Here is a 16568-nt window from a genome sequence, read left to right on the forward strand (position 1 = left end):
CGATGGGACAGCGGAGGCACGTGACCTCGGAGGATCGCGGTGACGTCGACCGTCAACGTTCGACGACTCCATTTGGCGCACCTTGAAAACCGAATGCAGGTCGTAGCCAACACTTCAATCCGCATTCAAGGAGTCGGCTGCCTCCGGACCAGCAGCGTTTTCGCGGCTACGTAGAAATTTCGAGAGTCGTTCGAGGTCGTCGGTGTTGATCAGGTCGACTCCGTTGTCCAGCAGGGTGCCCCACAGATGCTCGGAGTCTCGCGTCGCCCAAAAGCGAATAATCCGCCCCGAATCGTGGGCTTTTTTCACTGCCTCGCGGAGGCGTTCGTGCTGATCGGCAGGCAACTTGTTGAAACCTAGCCAACTGAAGTGCAGCCCCCAGTGATCGCTGATCACTGGCATGGCGTCCGCCGAGGCTGTTGAGTCGAGATCGGCCAGTCGTCCATCGGCGCCCGCCAGACGGACGCCGTCGATCACAATACCCCGGCGCGGCGCAGCCCCGGAGATGACCACCGTCACGGCAGGTCGGGCCTCGTCTTTTCCGGATCCTTTCCCAACCATCGACTTATACTCGAAAAGCAATTGGCCCAGCACCTTGCGCGTGGCGTCCGCGTTGTTTTTGATGTCGATGAACAAATAGAATGGCGTTTTGGCTTGCTGCACATAGCCGCCATTCGCTTTCACTCGTTCCGCGAGCGGCTCGAGATACAGCTTCCTGAGGGAACGCTCGGACCGTAGTTCGTGTTTCTCGTGTCCAACCAGCAACTCGCCATCTACCAGGTAGATGTCCGCCTCTACGCTATTGACGCCATGGTCCAATGCGTCGAGCAGCGGCCGTTTGTGGTAGTAGTCGTTGTGGGCATGGGCGTGGCGGAATGGCCCGGATGCAACGGGTTCTTCGGCATGAACCACCGTACCGGCGAGCACGCCCTGCAACACGAGCACCATCCAAACTGCGTTCTTACTCATCGTCACTTTGGTACTTCCTCTGCTATCACGTGTTGCTACCCAACGCCGTGCCGATTGTACCACGCCCCTCAGCCGGCCACGTCAAAAGGTTCTCGTCCCGCTTTGCGTCGCAGCCAGTTGAGCCCGCGCAGCGTGGGCCCCTTGCGGACAAGCCACTTCTCAAGCCGATACTTGCCGGGAAAATCCATCAACATCAGCCCAATGAGCATGGTCAGGATGCCCTGCCCTGGCAGCACCAATAGCGCCACGCCCACCAGCAGCAACACCGCGCCGAGCGAGTTTTTTACGAAGATGACGAACAGGCGAAGGACCGGATGGTTAGGCATCCAGGTCTGCTGGGGACGATGCTCGTGGGCAAAGTAGTCCTGTGGGATGCGAACTACGATCACCGGCACCAGAAGTAACGTACCAAAGAACATTACGACCGACCCGGCGACTAGCCACCCAATGAGGTCTGCGTGGTTTTCGATCCAGGGGAGCCAGTGGTGCATAGGAATGCTGCGAAACGAAGTGTAGAGCGGCGGCAGATAGGTAGAGTAACTATTCCCGGTATTGCAGCGAAACTGCCCCCCAAGGACATTGAATGGGGACATCGACCAGGAACGGGGACGGCACGGCACGCTCCAAAGCGAGTTGTTCCCCCGGTGAGTTCTTCCGCAACCTTCGATCCATTGGCCCAAAACTCCGGCCATATTGATCCCCCCCCGATTGGTGGGACCCCTTGTTTTTTCGACACTTTTTTACCTCCTCCGAGCCAGAGTCCCCGCGTTGTTCCCCGCACGTATTTTGGGCCTGGCCCAAAACCCTCCAAGCTCCCAGGCGAGCCGGAAGCCTCAGCGACCGGAGCAGGTCAGCCACAATTGGCAGCTTGCATTCACGCCCACCTGCGTCGTTGCGGCTTTGGGGGAAAGAACCGACCAAAACCTAAAAGTGGCGGTTTGCTTCGCACACGGGCGCGCACTTGGGCGGCCGTGATGCCTCGCACTCCGTATTCTCCCGCGCGGAGTGTAAAATTCCTACAACGGCATGCTGAGAATCCGTGAACTCTCTGTAGAACGCAGTTCCCCGCGCTCAAGCAAACCTCCTCCGAAGCAGGACTCGCAAGAGTTCAGACTGCTTTTGCGACCCACAGGCCCCAGGGGACAGCCATATACATCCCCGCACCGACTGCAAGCGGAAGCACCAATGACCGCCTGAGATCCGCTTAGGGATGCCCGGTCGAATCCGCCACGGCAGGGACGAAACTCAGCGGCCGAATTGTCGCCATGCCATCTTCGTACCAGCCAACGACCAGGGCTTCGCCTTCGGGCAGGACGTCTTGGTGCGCCAAGAAGAGCTTGCTATCGCCTTGCTTCCAAACCGCCACCTGCTGAGCGGCGATCCACGTGGGGAACTCCTTGGTGTCGAGGGTGTAGGCTGCTTGAGGCTTGCCGAGTCGCTTGGTCAGCAATGCGAGGCCAGATTGGTAGTGGCCGCTTACGAGCTGGTGCACACTGGAATTGGAAGCGTTGTAGAGCTTCACGGCATGTGGGGTAGCCAACTTGCGGGCGGAGATCTCGCGAACGACCGCCATCAGTTGTTGCGGGTCCAACTCATAGGCGCCACGACGAAGTTGGCTGAGCAGGTCGGACAAGTCGTCGTGCACCGCTCCGGATGCCGATACAACTAGCGATTTGTTCTTCGGAAATGGACGAATTTCGCCCGCTGGTCCGCCATTTTCTACCCAGGAGTCGCTGGCAACCGTGGAGACAATCAGGTCAACCAAGCTATCGAAATCGGCAAGACTGACCTGAGCATCCGGGTCCAAGGAAACCAAATCACCAACGTCGTAAATTCGCGTGGAGACCGTCTGCTGGCGCACCTGCTCCTGCTTCTCTTCCACGCCGAAGCGAAAACCGGTGAGATAGCCTGCCGTGCAAGCCATGAGGAACAACAACGTACCGATGCCGAACCGCAGCCATGACCGCTTGTTTCTCATCGCGTCCCTCCGTGGGTTTGGGTGAAGCGGGCTAAATTATACCCCGCGACTCCAGCAACTCCACTACCTTCGCCGCACATTCGTCGAAAGTCAGTTCGTGGGTTTTGAGCACCAAGTCGGGTTTGATGGGCGATTCGTATTCGGCCGAGACGCCGGGGAAGTCGGCGAGCTCGCCACTGTCGGCCTTGGCGTAGACGCCCTGGTCGTCGTGCTCACGGCACCATTCGACGGGCGCTGCTACGTGGGCGACAATAAATCGCTCGCGGCCCACCACTTCGGCCGCCTTCTGGCGAACCGCTTCGTGCGGTGCAACGAACGCGGCCACGGTGATCAGGCCGGCGTTATTGAGTGTCTTGGCCACTTCGGCCGCCCGGCGGACGTTCTCGCTACGATCATCGACCGAGAAACCCAAGTCGCGCGATAGGCCGCGGCGCATGTTCTGTCCATCGATCACCGTCACCGCGCGACCACGGTCGAAAAGCATTCTCTCGATGGCGTTGGCGATGGGCGTCTTGCCTGCCGCTGGCAGACCCGTCAGCAGCACGGTGACCGGCTTCTGACCGTAGCGGGCCGAACGCTCTTCGGGCGTGACCGGACTGGTGCGTGCCTCGAGGCCTTCGCGAGCTTCGTCGTCCCAATGGTCCGACTCGTCGGCCGCCTTGCGATCGAGGATCATCCCCGCACCGACGGTGACGTTAGAAACCCTATCGATCACGATGAACGCACCGGTCCCTTTGTTCTGGCGGTAACCATCCAAGGCAACTGGCTGGTTGAGCTGTACCTGGCAGCGGCCGATCTCGTTTAGCCCAAGCGTGGGGGCAGCGTCGCGGTGCAGCGTGTTCACGTCGATGCGATACCGCAGTGTGCCCACGCGGCCAGCGGCCAGCTTGCTGGAGTGCTTAATCCAGTACTCCTTGCCGGGCAGCATCGGTTCGTCGGCCATCCAGACGATGTTGGCTTCGAACTTGTCGGTGACGGTTGGCAAGTTATCGGGCCGGACGATCATGTCGCCTCGGCTGATGTCGATCTCGTCTTCGGTGGTCAGTGTGACCGACAACGGTGCGAATGCTTCCTCGAGCTCGCCATCGTAAGTGACGATGCTCTTGATGCGGCTGGTCTTCTTCGACGGCAACGTCATGATCTCGTCGCCCTTCTTGACGACACCGCTGGCGATGGTGCCGCAGAAGCCGCGGAAGTTCAGGTTCGGGCGATTGACGTACTGCACCGGCATGCGGAAGTCGATCAAATTCCGGTCGCTGGCGATGTGCACGTTTTCCAGGTGGTGCATCAGCGTCGAACCTTCGTACCACGGCATGTTTTCGCTGTGCTTCAGCAGGTTATCGCCCTTCAGCGCGCTGATCGGCACGAAGTGCTGATCCGGCATATCGAGCCGGGTGGCGAAGTCCTTGTAGTCGGCCACGATCTCGTTGAAGCGGTCTTCGCTGTAGTCCACCAGATCCATCTTGTTCACGGCGATCAAGACGTGTTTGATGCCCAGCAGCGAGACGATGAACGAGTGCCGCTTGGTCTGCGTCATCACGCCGTGATCAGGTCGGGCGTCGATCAGGATGATCGCCAAATCGCAGGTCGAGGCGCCAGTCGCCATGTTGCGCGTGTACTGCTCGTGGCCCGGGCAGTCGGCAATAATGAACTTCCGCTTGGCGGTCGAGAAGTATCGATACGCCACGTCGATGGTGATGCCCTGCTCCCGCTCGGCCTTGAGGCCGTCGGTCAGCAGCGCGGGGTCGAACCCGCCACCGGTCGTGCCGTGGGTGGCCGAAGCCTGCTCGATGGCCGCCAGCTGATCCTCGTAGATCATCTTCGACTCGTAGAGGAGCATGCCAATGAGGGTGCTCTTGCCGTCGTCGACGGAGCCACACGTGAGGAAGCGCAATAGCTCCTTGTTCTCGTGCTGATCGAGATACGCGTCGATGTCGGTTGCAATGAGATCTGATTGATGCGACATATCGTTATGACAGGATAACGGGATCTGCGAGATTGACTGGATTACGTTTTTGCTTGCAAGCGGATAACAGCTAGACCGGGCATCCCGCTGATCAGGCCGATCTTGTTATCCCGTCCGCCAACAATCAGAAGTAGCCTTCTTTTTTCTTCTCTTCCATGCTGCCTTGTTGATCGTAGTCGATCACTCGACCTTGGCGTTCGCTGGTCGTGGTGAGCAGCATTTCCTGGATGATTTCGGGTAGCGTCGCCGCGGTGCTTTCCACGGCGCCAGTCAGCGGGTAGCAGCCCAGGGTGCGGAAGCGGACGCTCTTCATCACCGCCTTGTCGGCGTACTCCTTGGGCATCCGCTCGTCGTCCACCATGATCAGCGCGCCGTCGATGTCGACCACCGGCCGCTCGGCGGACATGTACAGCGGGACAATCGGGATCTTCTCCAGGTGGATGTATTGCCAGACGTCGAGCTCGGTCCAGTTCGAGAGCGGGAACACGCGGATGCTCTCACCCTTTTGGACTTTGCCGTTGTACAGATTCCACAGTTCGGGGCGCTGGTTCTTGGGGTCCCAGCGGTGGGATTTGTCGCGGAAGCTGTAGACCCGTTCCTTGGCGCGGCTCTTCTCTTCGTCGCGGCGGGCACCACCAAACGCGGCGTCGAACTTGTACTTGTTGAGCGCCTGCTTCAGGGCCTGGGTCTTCATCACGTCGGTATGCACCTGGCTGCCGTGCGTGTAGGGTCCGATGCCCTGCTTGCGACCCTCTTCGTTAATATAGGTAATCAAGTCCCAGCCGAGTTCCTTGCGGATCAGGTTCTCTCGGAACTCGATCATCTCGCGAAACTTCCACGTCGTGTCGACGTGCATCAGCGGGAATGGCGGTTTGCCGGGGTAGAACGCCTTCTCGGCCAGGCGGACCATCACCGACGAGTCCTTGCCGATCGAGTACAGCATGACCGGATTATCGAACTCGGCCGCCACCTCGCGAATGATGTGGATGCTCTCGGCTTCAAGCTGTTTGAGATGCGTTAGGCTGTAGGAAGACATCGCAAGTGGGGAAAGGGTAGGCGGAAGGAGGATGGCCCGACGATCAATTCGACAACTCGACAGGCCCACATGTACCAGGTAGCGGGCATTCCGATGCATCGGAATCCACTCCCTCACCTGGGGCAACCCGCAAGTCGACAGAAAAACCGACCCCCATCATTGGCAGAAACCGACGCGGAGTCCAGGGTGTGAACCAAGGTGCAGGCTAGACCCGGCGAAGGAGAGCTGCTCCTGTGAGCAGTATTGCTACTCCCACGATGGAGACAACCTTGCCGCTATACTGGCGTGCCAGTTGGGCCGTTTCTAGTTCGCCCTGCAGCTTGCGGAGCCGCTGTTTGGCCGCCTCTAGTTCGGGGGAGTCCGCGGCCGGCTCCCCCTCGCCATGGGAGTGCTGGTGGTCGTGGTCGGGACCACTTCTGGCATGATGCACCGCGTCGCTTGCTTCGGTAAACTCGCGGGCGTCTTCCTCCGACCAGTAGACACTATCGGGAACAATTTGCTGCCAGGCGATCCCGCAAACCACCATCACGATGCCCAACGCGATGCTCGCGTAGCCCAGTTTCAGGCTCATCGAAAGCGGTGTTTCTTGTTTGTCCATGCAGATATGGAAAGTGTAAGAACGACGAAGCAGGTCAACGCGAGAAGTTCGGCCGAGTTCCAATAATCTTACCGTCCGAAACACCGATCATGTACAACATCACGAACTCGTCGATATCTTCGGAAAGGAACTCAATGTGACCGTCCACAAACGCGGAGTTTACCCCGCCGATATGCAAGCTACGCGGGGCGGCGCTGATGTATCCGCTGGTGCGACTGGCTCCGTAGGCCGTATTGCACGGCATCTCTTCCAACTGTGCCGCTGCACTGTCCGGGCAATTGTACAGAACATCGGGCAGCGGGCCGTTCGGAACCTGCGTGTACCCCAACGAGCGAATGTCTGGTTCTTTGCTTAGCGAGGCAGGGGATGCATCTTCATCTTGGTTGTTGCCATAGTACTCGGGATGAAAATCCATGGAAAGCAACGTTGCCCCCGACCATGGCAGCAACCACGCCCCCCGCTGATCTCCAACATTTTCACGCGAGCGGACTTCCGAAAGCATCAAGGTCAAGCTCGTCCCATCGGTCACCTGCTTGAGTGACATACCGTACAGAGCCATCGGCCCGGAGTTGTGAAGCGAGTCGATGTGGAAGGGGCTCGCGTACGCGGCGTAGCTGCCCTTGCCAATGGAGGCCGGCTTGGTGCCGTAGCCGCGGGTGGTCGTGAAGACGCGACCGCTGGTCCCGCTGCTGGGACAGATGAGCGTCGCGGGTGGCGAAGCCAGGACCTCGCTGGGCGCTTCGGTCAGGTGTTTGGTTGGATCGATGGCGTCGTAGGCGACTTGCTGCTCGATGTAGGGCAACAGATCGTAGATCCAGTTTTGATTGGTCCCATGCCGAAGGTCGATTCGCCAATCGGCCCCGTCGAAGTACATGGCCTCGCTGACCGGTCCAAAGTGCCCCGCAGCGGGCAGCTTCTTCTTGGCGGAAGCGTAGTTGTGAACGGCCAGCGCCAGTTGCTTTACGTTGTTGGAGCAACTCATCTTCCTGGCAGATTCGCGGGCTTGCTGCACCGCGGGCAGGAGCAATGAGACCAGCACTCCGATAATGGCAATCACGACCAACAGTTCCACCAAGGTGAACCCCAGGTGCAAGCGACGGTCGGCGGATGAAGTGTAATGCATGACAGGCGCGACACCCGTGGGCGTCGGTTCAAGACTTTAGCACGAAGGCCCCTGCGCAACAGTATAGCCAATCGCTCGCAGTCCGACACGAGTTTGGCAAGCCAGACACGTCACGAATCGGATTCCCGACGATCGAAATCGTCGTAGGACTCCTGCGACCCAGGTGCTACAGACTCGCCAATAGCTACAGATTCCGAGGGATCAGCCCCAAGTCCAGGCCGAACACGAACAGCATCAGGCAGATGATGAACGCCAGCCCGGCCAGGTTCAGTGCCCCCGCAATCCAGTCGACCGGCGGGCGGCGGAAGATGCCCTCCCAGGTCAGGAACACCATGTGCCCGCCATCGAGCACGGGAATCGGCAGGAAGTTCACCACCGCCAGGTTGGCGCTGATCAACGTCAGGAACAGCAGCAGCCGTCCCGGTCCATCCAGGGCCTGCAAATAGCTGGCCTTGGCAATGGTGATCGGGCCACCAAGCAGTCGGGGATCGATCTCGCGGTTGATAATGCGGTAAAGGAACCGGTAGACGCTGGTCAGCGCATGCTGGGTCTCGGACATAGCCATTGAAACTTGTTCGCCGAAGGTCTTGCCGATGCGAATCCGCTCAATCGGCATCAGCGTAATCCCGCGTTGCGGAATATGCGTATCGTTGTCCGTGACGATGTCGACCGATACCTTCAGCTTCTTGGCTTTCTCGCTTTCGCCACGCAACAGCTCGAGTTCCAGTTTGCTGCCAGGGGGAGTGTCCTGAATGCTGTTGGCCAGGATGAATGCCCAGGCCAGCTTGTCGTCGGTGAGTTCGAACGGCTCCTTGAACCCGGCGTACTCCTTCTCGTATTCCTTGTCGATCACCAGCTTCACCGTCGACAACCTGTCGCCAGGCTCAATGTCAGCTTCTGCAGCAGGCGAGCCGGGCACGACGCCAGCTACCTCATTCAGCAAGTAGTAAGCGATGCCGAGCGAAGGGGCCGACGTGGGGCTCTTCTCCGACAGGGGAATCTCGTACCAGTCGGCACTGCGGAGCGGTACGTTCAGGGTCTCGGTGGATGCCTTGTTTTCCTTGTCGCTTCCGCGAAGCACGGTAAGTTCGACCGACTCGCCACTGCGCCCCATCTTGTCGAGGCGTGCGGCCAGCGTCCGCGGGTCCCAGCCAACGGTCGACTCGTCGACCATGCCAACGGGCGTCCCGTTGATGGCGACAATCGTGTCGCCGGCCTTCAATCCGGCTTCGGCGGCTGGCGAGTCGTCCTGCACGGCGGTGATAGGTCCCATCTTCATCACCAATCCGACGTACTCGGCTGGGTTGGCATCGATGGTTACCTCCACCGGCTCTGGCTTGGCGTCCTTGGCCTTCTTGGCTTTGGGCTGCAGCGTGAGGGAAATCGGCTCGGCGGCGGACGTCGCCAACTTGCCTTGCAGGTCACGCCAGGTTTCCACAGGCTGGCCATTCACGGCAACGACATGGCTACCGCCGGGAATCTTGTCGCTCACCTTGGCGGCCGGTGTGAATTTGCGCGTGGGATCCTCGTCGAGCAAATCGAGCGACCACGGATTGCCAATACCGATCTGTGCGAGCTTTCGCTTTCGGGAAGGCTGAATGGAGTAGGTCTCGATCTCTCCCGTTTCCGCTTTCTCGATTTCGAACTCCACCGGCTCATCTTCACCGCTAAGCGTCACCTCGCTTTGCAGTTGCTCGAACCAAGGATTTTCGATGTTGTCGATCCGCAGAATCACGTCATTGGCGCGCCACCCGGCCTGCCAGGCCGGTGCCCCGGGATCGGTGCTGCCAACGATGCAAGGAATGCTCGGCACACCAACACGGAACGCGATCAGGGCGAAAATGAAGGCGAAAATCACATTCATTACCACACCAGCAGAGATGATCGCCATCCGCTGCGGAACGGTCTTGGCGATGTAGCTGCGGGCGTCGACCTGGTGCATCTTGCCGTCGGGACCTTTGATCTCCTTGGTCTCGACGCCTTCGTCGCCGGTCGTCGCTTCCGATTCGCGAATCTGCTCGGCGCTCATACGGGGGTCGTCGTTCTGCCCCATCATGCGGACGTAGCCACCCAAGGGCAGGATGCCGATGCCGTAGTAAGTCTCGCCGACCTGCTTGCCAATCTTGTAGCCGCCGATGTCGAAGCCGATCATGAACTTATCGCACTTCACACCGCATGCTTTGGCGACCAGGAAGTGGCCCAGCTCATGCACAAAGATAATGAATCCCAAGCCCGCCGCAGCAGCCAGGATAGCCAGCGCTCCGGCAAGGTAGCCCGACATATCGCTTGCAGCCAGCACCGACGATGCCAGGGTGAAGTCTAAGCACATACCCAATTCTCAACTTCCCGCCGTGCCCACTGGTCGAGCTCGAGGAGCTCTTTGAGGGTGGGCGATGGACTAAAATGATGTGACTCGAGCACGCTGGCGCATGCCGGTACGATTTCGGTAAAATGTAGCTCGCCATCCAAAAACTGGCCGACGGCCGCCTCGTTGGCAGCGTTCACCACCACGCCGGCGGTGCCTCCTTCGCGAGCCGCCCGGAACCCCAGTTCGAGCGCCGGAAAACGATCGAAGTCCGGCGGCTCAAACTCCAATACCATCCGCTGAGTCCAGTCGAGCCGCTCGGCGAGTGCCTCACGGCGGTGCGGATATTCTAAAGCGTACTGGATCGGCAGTCGCATGTCTGGTGGGCTCAGCTGGGCGATCACCGACCCATCCACGAACTCCACCAGCGAGTGCACTACCGATTGAGGATGAATCATCACCATTAGCCGCTCGGCGGGCAAGTCGAAAAGCCAGCGGGCTTCGACGATCTCCAGCGCCTTATTCATCAGTGTGGCCGAGTCGATCGTGATCTTCGGACCCATATCCCAGGTGGGATGGGCCAGGGCCTCGTCAACGGTCACCTGGCGGAGACCGTCGGCATCCCAGGTGCGGAATGGCCCCCCGCTGGCGGTAAGCACCAGTCGCTCCACCTCGTTGGCGGCGCCGCACTTCAGGGCCTGGTAGATGGCGCTGTGCTCGCTATCCACGGGCAGCAGCGTCGCGCCTCGCTGCCGAGCGAGCTTTTGAATCTGCGGCCCGGCGGCTACCAGGGCTTCCTTGTTTGCCAGGGCGACGGTCTTGCCCGCGTCCACGGCGGCCCAAGTGCTCTGGAGCCCGGCCGTGCCGACTATGGCTGCTAGCACCGTGTCGACATCTTTGTGGCAGACGGTCTGTTCCAGGGCCTCGGGACCGGTCAGCAGTTCCGTTCCCTTGGGCAGCCTTCGCCAACTCTGCTTCTTGGCGGCCGCCGCGTCGGTGGCGATCACCCACCGCGGTTTCAGTCGCTTGGCCTGTTCGATGAGGCGATCGAAGCGTTGATGGGCTGACAGGGCAATCGCCTTTAGCCGCCCCTGGCTGGCTGCTATCACCTCCACGGCGCTGGCCCCTACGCTGCCTGTGGCGCCCAGCACCGCCACGCGTTTCGCATCGCGGGATTCCGTAGTTTCTGCGGTAGGCGGGGCCATCAGGGAGGTTTCCAGGGCGGTCAACGTCCGGGGCTGAATGTCCAGGTCGTTGTCGCAGTTTAGCCGTTGTGGCGGTTGTGCGGATTGCACCACAAGTGGCCGATAAAGCGGGCCGGTGTGGCACTAGTTTGTTTGTTTTAAGCGCTTGGCAAATAGACGGTTACGAAATCGCAGGTCATTCTAGGAAGGGTGGCTTTTGCGAGCAACCTGGGCAAGTTGCTACCAAAGCTCCAGAGCCCTACCATGAACCATGGGCGGACTCGCTGCGTTAGCTAACAGTAGCTTACGCTCGGTCCGCGCGCCCCGCTGAACGAGCTCCCAACCGGCTTTTCGCCGCTGACCGCGAGATATTAAGAAGACCTATGGAAAACCCTTCCGGCCCAAACAACCCCGACCGCAAACCAACTGGCCAGGGAGGCGGCAATTTCGTCTGGTACCTGGTAGCAGTGGGCCTCGCCCTGCTGCTGATCGTCGGCATGCTGACCACCGGCCACCAGGAGCAGATCAGTTGGAGCGATCTGGAAGAGCTGATTGTCGCCAGCAAACCCGTCGAAGACGATGGCTACGAGGCGGACGAGCACCCCAATTGGATCGAGATCGAGAAGCGCGACGGCGACCAGCTCAAGAAGATCAAACTCTCTGCGCTCTCCGACCTGGTGGTTAGCGACGAAAAAGTCAAAGGCAAGGTCACCCGCCAGTTGGTGAGTGTTTCGGGCCGGGAGCTGACCGACGAAGAGAAGAAGGCCGAAACGGTCACCTTCGTTACCTACCGTGTGGCCGACGATGGCCTGGTGAAGGTATTGCGTGATAACAACTTTGACGACTGGCAAGGCGTACCGCCGGAGAATCCGTTCTTCAGCGTCTACTTGCCATTCTTCCTGGTGATGGCCCTGTTGGTGGTGCTGTTCATTTTCATGGTCCGCCGACTCGGCGGGGCCGGCTCGCCCATGGCGTTCGGTCGCAGCCGAGGCAAGCTCTACGCCCAGGAAGACATCGACATCACGTTCGACGACGTGGCCGGAATCGACGAAGCCGTGGACGAACTCCGCGAAGTGGTCGACTTCCTCAAGAACCCCGAACGCTACCAGCGACTCGGCGGACGCATTCCCAAGGGTGTGCTGCTGGTCGGCCCTCCCGGAACCGGTAAGACGCTGCTCGGCAAGGCCGTGGCGGGCGAGGCGGGCGTGCCGTTCTTTTCGATCAGTGGTTCCGACTTCGTCGAGATGTTTGTCGGCGTGGGTGCTGCGCGGGTCCGCGACATGTTCCAGCAAGCCGAAGGCCGCGCGCCCTGCATTATTTTCATCGACGAGCTCGACGCCTTGGGCAAGACCCGTGGCAGCGGCAACCTGGGTGGACACGACGAACGCGAACAAACACTCAACGCCCTGCTCGTGGAGATGGACGGCTTCGGCACCAATAGCGGGGTAATCGTCATGGGCGCTACAAATCGCCCCGAAACGCTCGACCCTGCCCTGCTGCGTCCCGGTCGCTTCGATCGCCACGTGCTGGTCGACCGTCCCGACGTGGGTGGTCGCGAAGAGATTCTCGAAGTTCACCTGCAAAAGATCAAAGTCGACGCCGATGTCGACGTGAAAGCCCTGGCGGGCATCACTGCCGGTTTCGTTGGAGCCGACCTGGCCAACATGATCAACGAAGCCGCGCTGTTGGCCGCACGCAACGGCAAAGAGCTTGTCGGTATGGAGGAGTTCAACGAGGCGGTCGAACGCGTGAGCGTTGGCCTCGAAAAACGCAGCCGCATTATCCAGGAAGACGAGAAACTCCGCTTGGCTTACCACGAAGCGGGTCACGCCCTGGTTGCTTACTCGTTGCCTAACACCGATCCGGTTCATAAGGTCTCGATCATTCCTCGTGGTCTCGGCGCGCTGGGCTACATGATGCAGCGACCCGAGAATGATCGCTTCATGATGACCCGCGGTCAGTTGGAAAGTGACATTCAGGTTTGCCTCGGCGGAACATTGGCCGAAGAGCTCGTGTTCGACGACGTCGGCAACGGTGCCACCAGCGACCTGGAGCGAGCCACCGAGTCGGCCCGCAGCATGGTGATGGACTACGGCATGAGCCGCCTGGGTCGGATCAAGTTCCGCGAAGGCGGTCGTGGCATGTTCCTCGCCGGCAGCGAAGGCCCCGCCACGCGGTACTACAGCGAGCAAACCGCCCGCGAGATCGACCAGGAAGTCAAACGTATCATCGACGAGCAACTCGATCGCTCCCGCAGCATCCTCGAGTCGCGCCGCTCGGCTCTCGATGCCGTCGCCAACTCGCTGATCGAACTGGAAGTGATCGACGGAGCACAACTGCGTGAGATTATCGAGCAGGCGAACCCCAGCCCGCGGATCGTCCCCGGCACCGGCGAGCGCAAACCAACCACACCGTCCTCTCAGTCCCCGCCGGCCAACTCCACCGGCGAAGGCGAGACCGCCGAGGGTTGATGCCCCCATTTGCTCGCCCTGAGCACTAGGAGATTTTTTGGTCCACCGGGGACAAAACTCACTTTCTGTAACTTGTTGCTTGGCAATGAGTTGTAGTTTTCCCCCGGGGCCCCACCATCGCGCAATCGATCCATGGGACCAAAACTCTGCCGAGGGCGCCGCCATGGCTTACCGTAACTCGTTGCGTGGCAACAGGTTGCAAACGTATCCGTGGAGGCAACTCACGGAGTTTTGTCCCTACTGTCACGCAGTGGGGACAAAACTTGCCCCGCCGCCGCGCTAAAATCGTCTGCGGGGCCGCCCAACTCCGGCCGCCGTCACAGCACAGTGCATCGCTGCGCACCGCGCACCTCTCCTATTAAATCCAATCCGGGCGAAAACTCTACGGCGAGTTTTGGACACTCGCGATTTTTGAGCATCGAACAGGACAATGGGGGACAGATCTCGCGCGGTCCGCGCGGTACGCCATTCTGTTGCCAGCGACCAATTTCTGGCATCATGACGACTATCGCCCCCGGGACTAAACCTTGCCCAACGGTCGAATGGACTGCACTGCGGCCGGGCTCCATGTCCCACCCTCTCCTCTAAGTTTGAAGCAACACACGATGGTTCAATCGATCCGCTTGCTCGCCCTCATACTTGCGCTCCTCGTTAGCCACTCCGCCTCGGCACAGCAGCCGCAAGCGAGCGAATCACCTGGCGCAGAATCTGTTGGCGAAGGTCCGTCCGAGCGTCCAGCGCCACGGGTCCGCCGCCGTCGTTTCGACCCTCCCGCTGGGCCGCTTCCCCTGGCGGATGTTCGTTTGCGCGACGTCTGCATTCTGGCGGATAAAGAGTCGCAGACGTACTACATGATCGGCTCACGCGGTCCACGGGTCTGGCAGTACACCAGTCGCGACCTCCGCACCTGGGACGGCCCCGAAGTCATCTACGAGGCGCCCGACGATGCGTGGGGCGACATCGCCGTGCGGAGCATCTGGGCGCCCGAGCTGCTCGCCTATCGTGGCAATTACTATCTATTCCTCACCTTCGACACGGGCCACCTGCTGCCCGAGCAGTGGCGCAACTGGCGGCCGCGGGTCACGCGGGGTTCGACGATCCTGAAATCCGATTCGCCCACGGGACCTTTCACCTCGTTCCAATCTCGCTCCACTCCGCCCACGGATATGATGACGCTCGATGGCACACTGTATGTCGAGGATGGCAAGCCGTACATGGTGTTCTGCCACGAGTGGGTGCAGATCACGGTGGGCACGATTGAGTACGTACCGCTGGCGGACGACCTTTCCAGGGCGATCGGCGAGCCGGTGCGATTGTTCTCAGCTGATCAGGCACCTTGGCCCCACCGCGGTGGCGAGGGCGGGTACGTCACCGACGGCCCCTCTTTCTACCGCAGCAAGTCGGGCAAGTTGTTCATGATCTGGTCGAGCTTCGCCGGGGGCGGATACACCACCGGCCTGGCGATATCCGACTCCGGCAAACTAGCAGGTCCGTGGCGACACCAAGCGGAACCGCTCTACACGGACGATGGCGGCCACGGATTCCTGTTCACCACCTTGGAGGGGAAATTGATGATGGTGCTGCACTCGCCCAACAACCAACCCGGCGTGACGCGGCCGCGCATTTTCGAACTCGAAGACACCGGCGAGACGCTACGGATCGAAAAAGAATTCACCGGCGCCGACCCGTCATAAATGACCACAGCTGAACCATCCGTCACTCGCCCAAGTCGACGGCCGGCCAGCCATCTTCCCAGCGGATCTCACGAACCCGCAGTTTCGACTTGCCTCGATCCTTCAGGTCGTAAGCGTGAAACACAAGGTAGTCAGAGTCGTCGAACGTGTAGGCGGAGGGGTGGCCCGCGGCGGCCCACTGCTCGCCATCGCCCTCGACAACCAATGTGCCACCGCCACGCACGAGCCGCTTACCGTCCTTGTCGAGGTACGGCCCACGGATGTCCTGCGAACGACCTACGATCACTTTGTAGGTACTTCGCGCGCCGCGGCAACAACGATCCCAAGAGGCAAACAGGTACCACATGCCGTCCTTGCGAAACAGGAAGGGAGCTTCGATAGCACCATTTTGCATGTCGTGGTTGCGTTTGAGTTGCTCGGGTGTGTAAAGCGATTCGTAGTCGAGTTCGGGGTTCGCCGAGTCGCCTGCGTCGCGCTCATCCACGACAAAGTCGCGCTCGCGTGAGGCCAGGGTATGCCACTCCTCGCCGGGACCGGTGACGATGCTGGTGAGATCGGCGCTGAGCTTTACGAGCTTGATGCCCGTCCAGAACGATCCAAAAGTCATCCAAGGCGTACCGTCCTCGTCGATCACGACGTTCGGATCGATCGCGTTCCACAGGTCTCGCCCCGGGATTGAACGCACAACCACCCCATGATCCTGCCAGGCGAAGTCGGGACTCGTGGAGTCGAGCGTCTTGTTGGTCGCTACGCCAATCGCCGAGTTGTTCCGGCCAAACGCCGATACCGAATAGTACAGGTAGTAAGTGCCATCGTGATGAAAAATGTCGGGCGCCCAGAGATCGCCGCGGAACTGCGGCGCCAGTTCCTTCATCCACGACGGGGTCTCCTGAAACACCGGTGGCTGTGGCTTCCACGACTTCAGGTCCTCGGACGACTGCACGCGGATCCCTCGTCCGGTTCCAAAGAGGTAGTAGGTGTCGCCCTCATGAGCGATGACCGGATCGTGCACCCCGACGTTACGATCCTGTGCGACCCCCAACTGGCAGACCACCAAAGCGGCCCACGCAATTGCCACAATACGACGAATCGTCGCAGCAAAGTCAAACCTCAACGAGAACGGCATGCCACCCTCCGATAGCAACAAAGAAAAGACATAATGCACGAAGAGCCCCTAAAGAACCTGACGGGACGCTCCTAGTATACGCCGTGCCAACGGGAGACGCGAACAAGGGACGAGTCGC

12 protein-coding genes are annotated in these 16568 nt (G+C 60.2%); 2 read left to right on the plus strand and 10 right to left on the minus strand.

What is annotated here, in order from left to right; genetic code table 11:
- Nucleotides 1-114 precede the first annotated feature (114 nt).
- The 9 genes from NG895_RS18885 to dxr form a co-directional block, all read right to left on the minus strand.
- The gene (locus NG895_RS18885; protein ID WP_252854084.1) at nt 115-969 is read right to left on the minus strand and encodes a phosphatidylinositol-specific phospholipase C/glycerophosphodiester phosphodiesterase family protein; all 855 of its coding nucleotides are present in this window, start codon (nt 967-969) and stop codon (nt 115-117) included.
- Between the two features lie 68 nt (nt 970-1037).
- Nucleotides 1038-1460 carry a PGPGW domain-containing protein gene (locus NG895_RS18890; RefSeq protein ID WP_252854085.1) on the minus strand — a complete coding sequence of 141 codons (423 nt, stop codon included), beginning with the start codon at nt 1458-1460 and terminating at the stop codon, nt 1038-1040.
- Nucleotides 1461-2173: 713 nt separating this feature from the next.
- Nucleotides 2174-2947, minus strand: a complete 774-nt coding sequence (locus tag NG895_RS18895; RefSeq protein WP_252854086.1) for a hypothetical protein — start codon at nt 2945-2947, stop codon at nt 2174-2176.
- A 31-nt stretch (nt 2948-2978) separates the two neighbouring features.
- A complete protein-coding gene (cysN, locus tag NG895_RS18900) occupies nt 2979-4913 on the minus strand; it encodes a sulfate adenylyltransferase subunit CysN (protein WP_252854087.1) in 1935 nt (644 codons plus the stop codon).
- A 124-nt stretch (nt 4914-5037) separates the two neighbouring features.
- Nucleotides 5038-5949, minus strand: a complete 912-nt coding sequence (gene cysD / locus NG895_RS18905) for a sulfate adenylyltransferase subunit CysD (RefSeq protein WP_252854088.1) — start codon at nt 5947-5949, stop codon at nt 5038-5040.
- A gap of 205 nt (nt 5950-6154) precedes the next feature.
- Nucleotides 6155-6547 (minus strand): hypothetical protein, encoded by a 393-nt coding sequence (locus NG895_RS18910; RefSeq protein WP_252854089.1) that lies wholly within the window; start codon nt 6545-6547, stop codon nt 6155-6157.
- 34 nt (nt 6548-6581) lie between these two features.
- A complete protein-coding gene (locus NG895_RS18915; protein ID WP_252854090.1) occupies nt 6582-7670 on the minus strand; it encodes a DUF1559 domain-containing protein in 1089 nt (362 codons plus the stop codon).
- Between the two features lie 184 nt (nt 7671-7854).
- Nucleotides 7855-9999: a site-2 protease family protein gene (locus tag NG895_RS18920; RefSeq protein ID WP_252854091.1), complete on the minus strand. Its 2145-nt coding sequence runs from the start codon at nt 9997-9999 to the stop codon at nt 7855-7857.
- A complete protein-coding gene (gene dxr / locus NG895_RS18925; protein ID WP_252854092.1) occupies nt 9990-11180 on the minus strand; it encodes a 1-deoxy-D-xylulose-5-phosphate reductoisomerase in 1191 nt (396 codons plus the stop codon). Before dxr ends, NG895_RS18920 begins: the two co-directional genes overlap by 10 nt.
- Before the next feature lie 362 nt (nt 11181-11542).
- On the opposite strand from dxr, the gene ftsH reads away from it, so the two are divergent.
- Nucleotides 11543-13630, plus strand: a complete 2088-nt coding sequence (gene ftsH, locus NG895_RS18930) for an ATP-dependent zinc metalloprotease FtsH (RefSeq protein WP_341871470.1) — start codon at nt 11543-11545, stop codon at nt 13628-13630.
- A 605-nt stretch (nt 13631-14235) separates the two neighbouring features.
- A complete protein-coding gene (locus NG895_RS18935) occupies nt 14236-15324 on the plus strand; it encodes a glycoside hydrolase family 43 protein (RefSeq protein ID WP_252854093.1) in 1089 nt (362 codons plus the stop codon).
- A gap of 22 nt (nt 15325-15346) precedes the next feature.
- On the opposite strand, the gene NG895_RS18940 is transcribed toward NG895_RS18935, so the two are convergent.
- A complete protein-coding gene (locus tag NG895_RS18940) occupies nt 15347-16450 on the minus strand; it encodes an arabinan endo-1,5-alpha-L-arabinosidase (RefSeq protein WP_252854094.1) in 1104 nt (367 codons plus the stop codon).
- Nucleotides 16451-16568: the final 118 nt, after the last annotated feature.

This window comes from Aeoliella straminimaris (genome assembly GCF_024054565.1).
GTDB classification, from domain to species: Bacteria; Planctomycetota; Planctomycetia; order Pirellulales; family Lacipirellulaceae; genus Aeoliella; species Aeoliella straminimaris.

Bases quoted from the DNA above. Each gene is read 5' to 3' on its own strand.
- ftsH (WP_341871470.1), top strand. From the start codon at position 11,543: ATGGAAAACCCTTCCGGCCCAAACAACCCCGACCGCAAACCAACTGGC.
- NG895_RS18885 (WP_252854084.1), bottom strand. From the start codon at position 969: ATGAGTAAGAACGCAGTTTGGATGGTGCTCGTGTTGCAGGGCGTGCTC.
- dxr (WP_252854092.1), bottom strand. From the start codon at position 11,180: ATGGCCCCGCCTACCGCAGAAACTACGGAATCCCGCGATGCGAAACGC.
- NG895_RS18895 (WP_252854086.1), bottom strand. From the start codon at position 2,947: ATGAGAAACAAGCGGTCATGGCTGCGGTTCGGCATCGGTACGTTGTTG.
- NG895_RS18920 (WP_252854091.1), bottom strand. From the start codon at position 9,999: ATGTGCTTAGACTTCACCCTGGCATCGTCGGTGCTGGCTGCAAGCGAT.
- NG895_RS18915 (WP_252854090.1), bottom strand. From the start codon at position 7,670: ATGCATTACACTTCATCCGCCGACCGTCGCTTGCACCTGGGGTTCACC.
- NG895_RS18910 (WP_252854089.1), bottom strand. From the start codon at position 6,547: ATGGACAAACAAGAAACACCGCTTTCGATGAGCCTGAAACTGGGCTAC.
- NG895_RS18935 (WP_252854093.1), top strand. From the start codon at position 14,236: ATGGTTCAATCGATCCGCTTGCTCGCCCTCATACTTGCGCTCCTCGTT.
- NG895_RS18890 (WP_252854085.1), bottom strand. From the start codon at position 1,460: ATGCACCACTGGCTCCCCTGGATCGAAAACCACGCAGACCTCATTGGG.
- cysD (WP_252854088.1), bottom strand. From the start codon at position 5,949: ATGTCTTCCTACAGCCTAACGCATCTCAAACAGCTTGAAGCCGAGAGC.
- NG895_RS18940 (WP_252854094.1), bottom strand. From the start codon at position 16,450: ATGCCGTTCTCGTTGAGGTTTGACTTTGCTGCGACGATTCGTCGTATT.
- cysN (WP_252854087.1), bottom strand. From the start codon at position 4,913: ATGTCGCATCAATCAGATCTCATTGCAACCGACATCGACGCGTATCTC.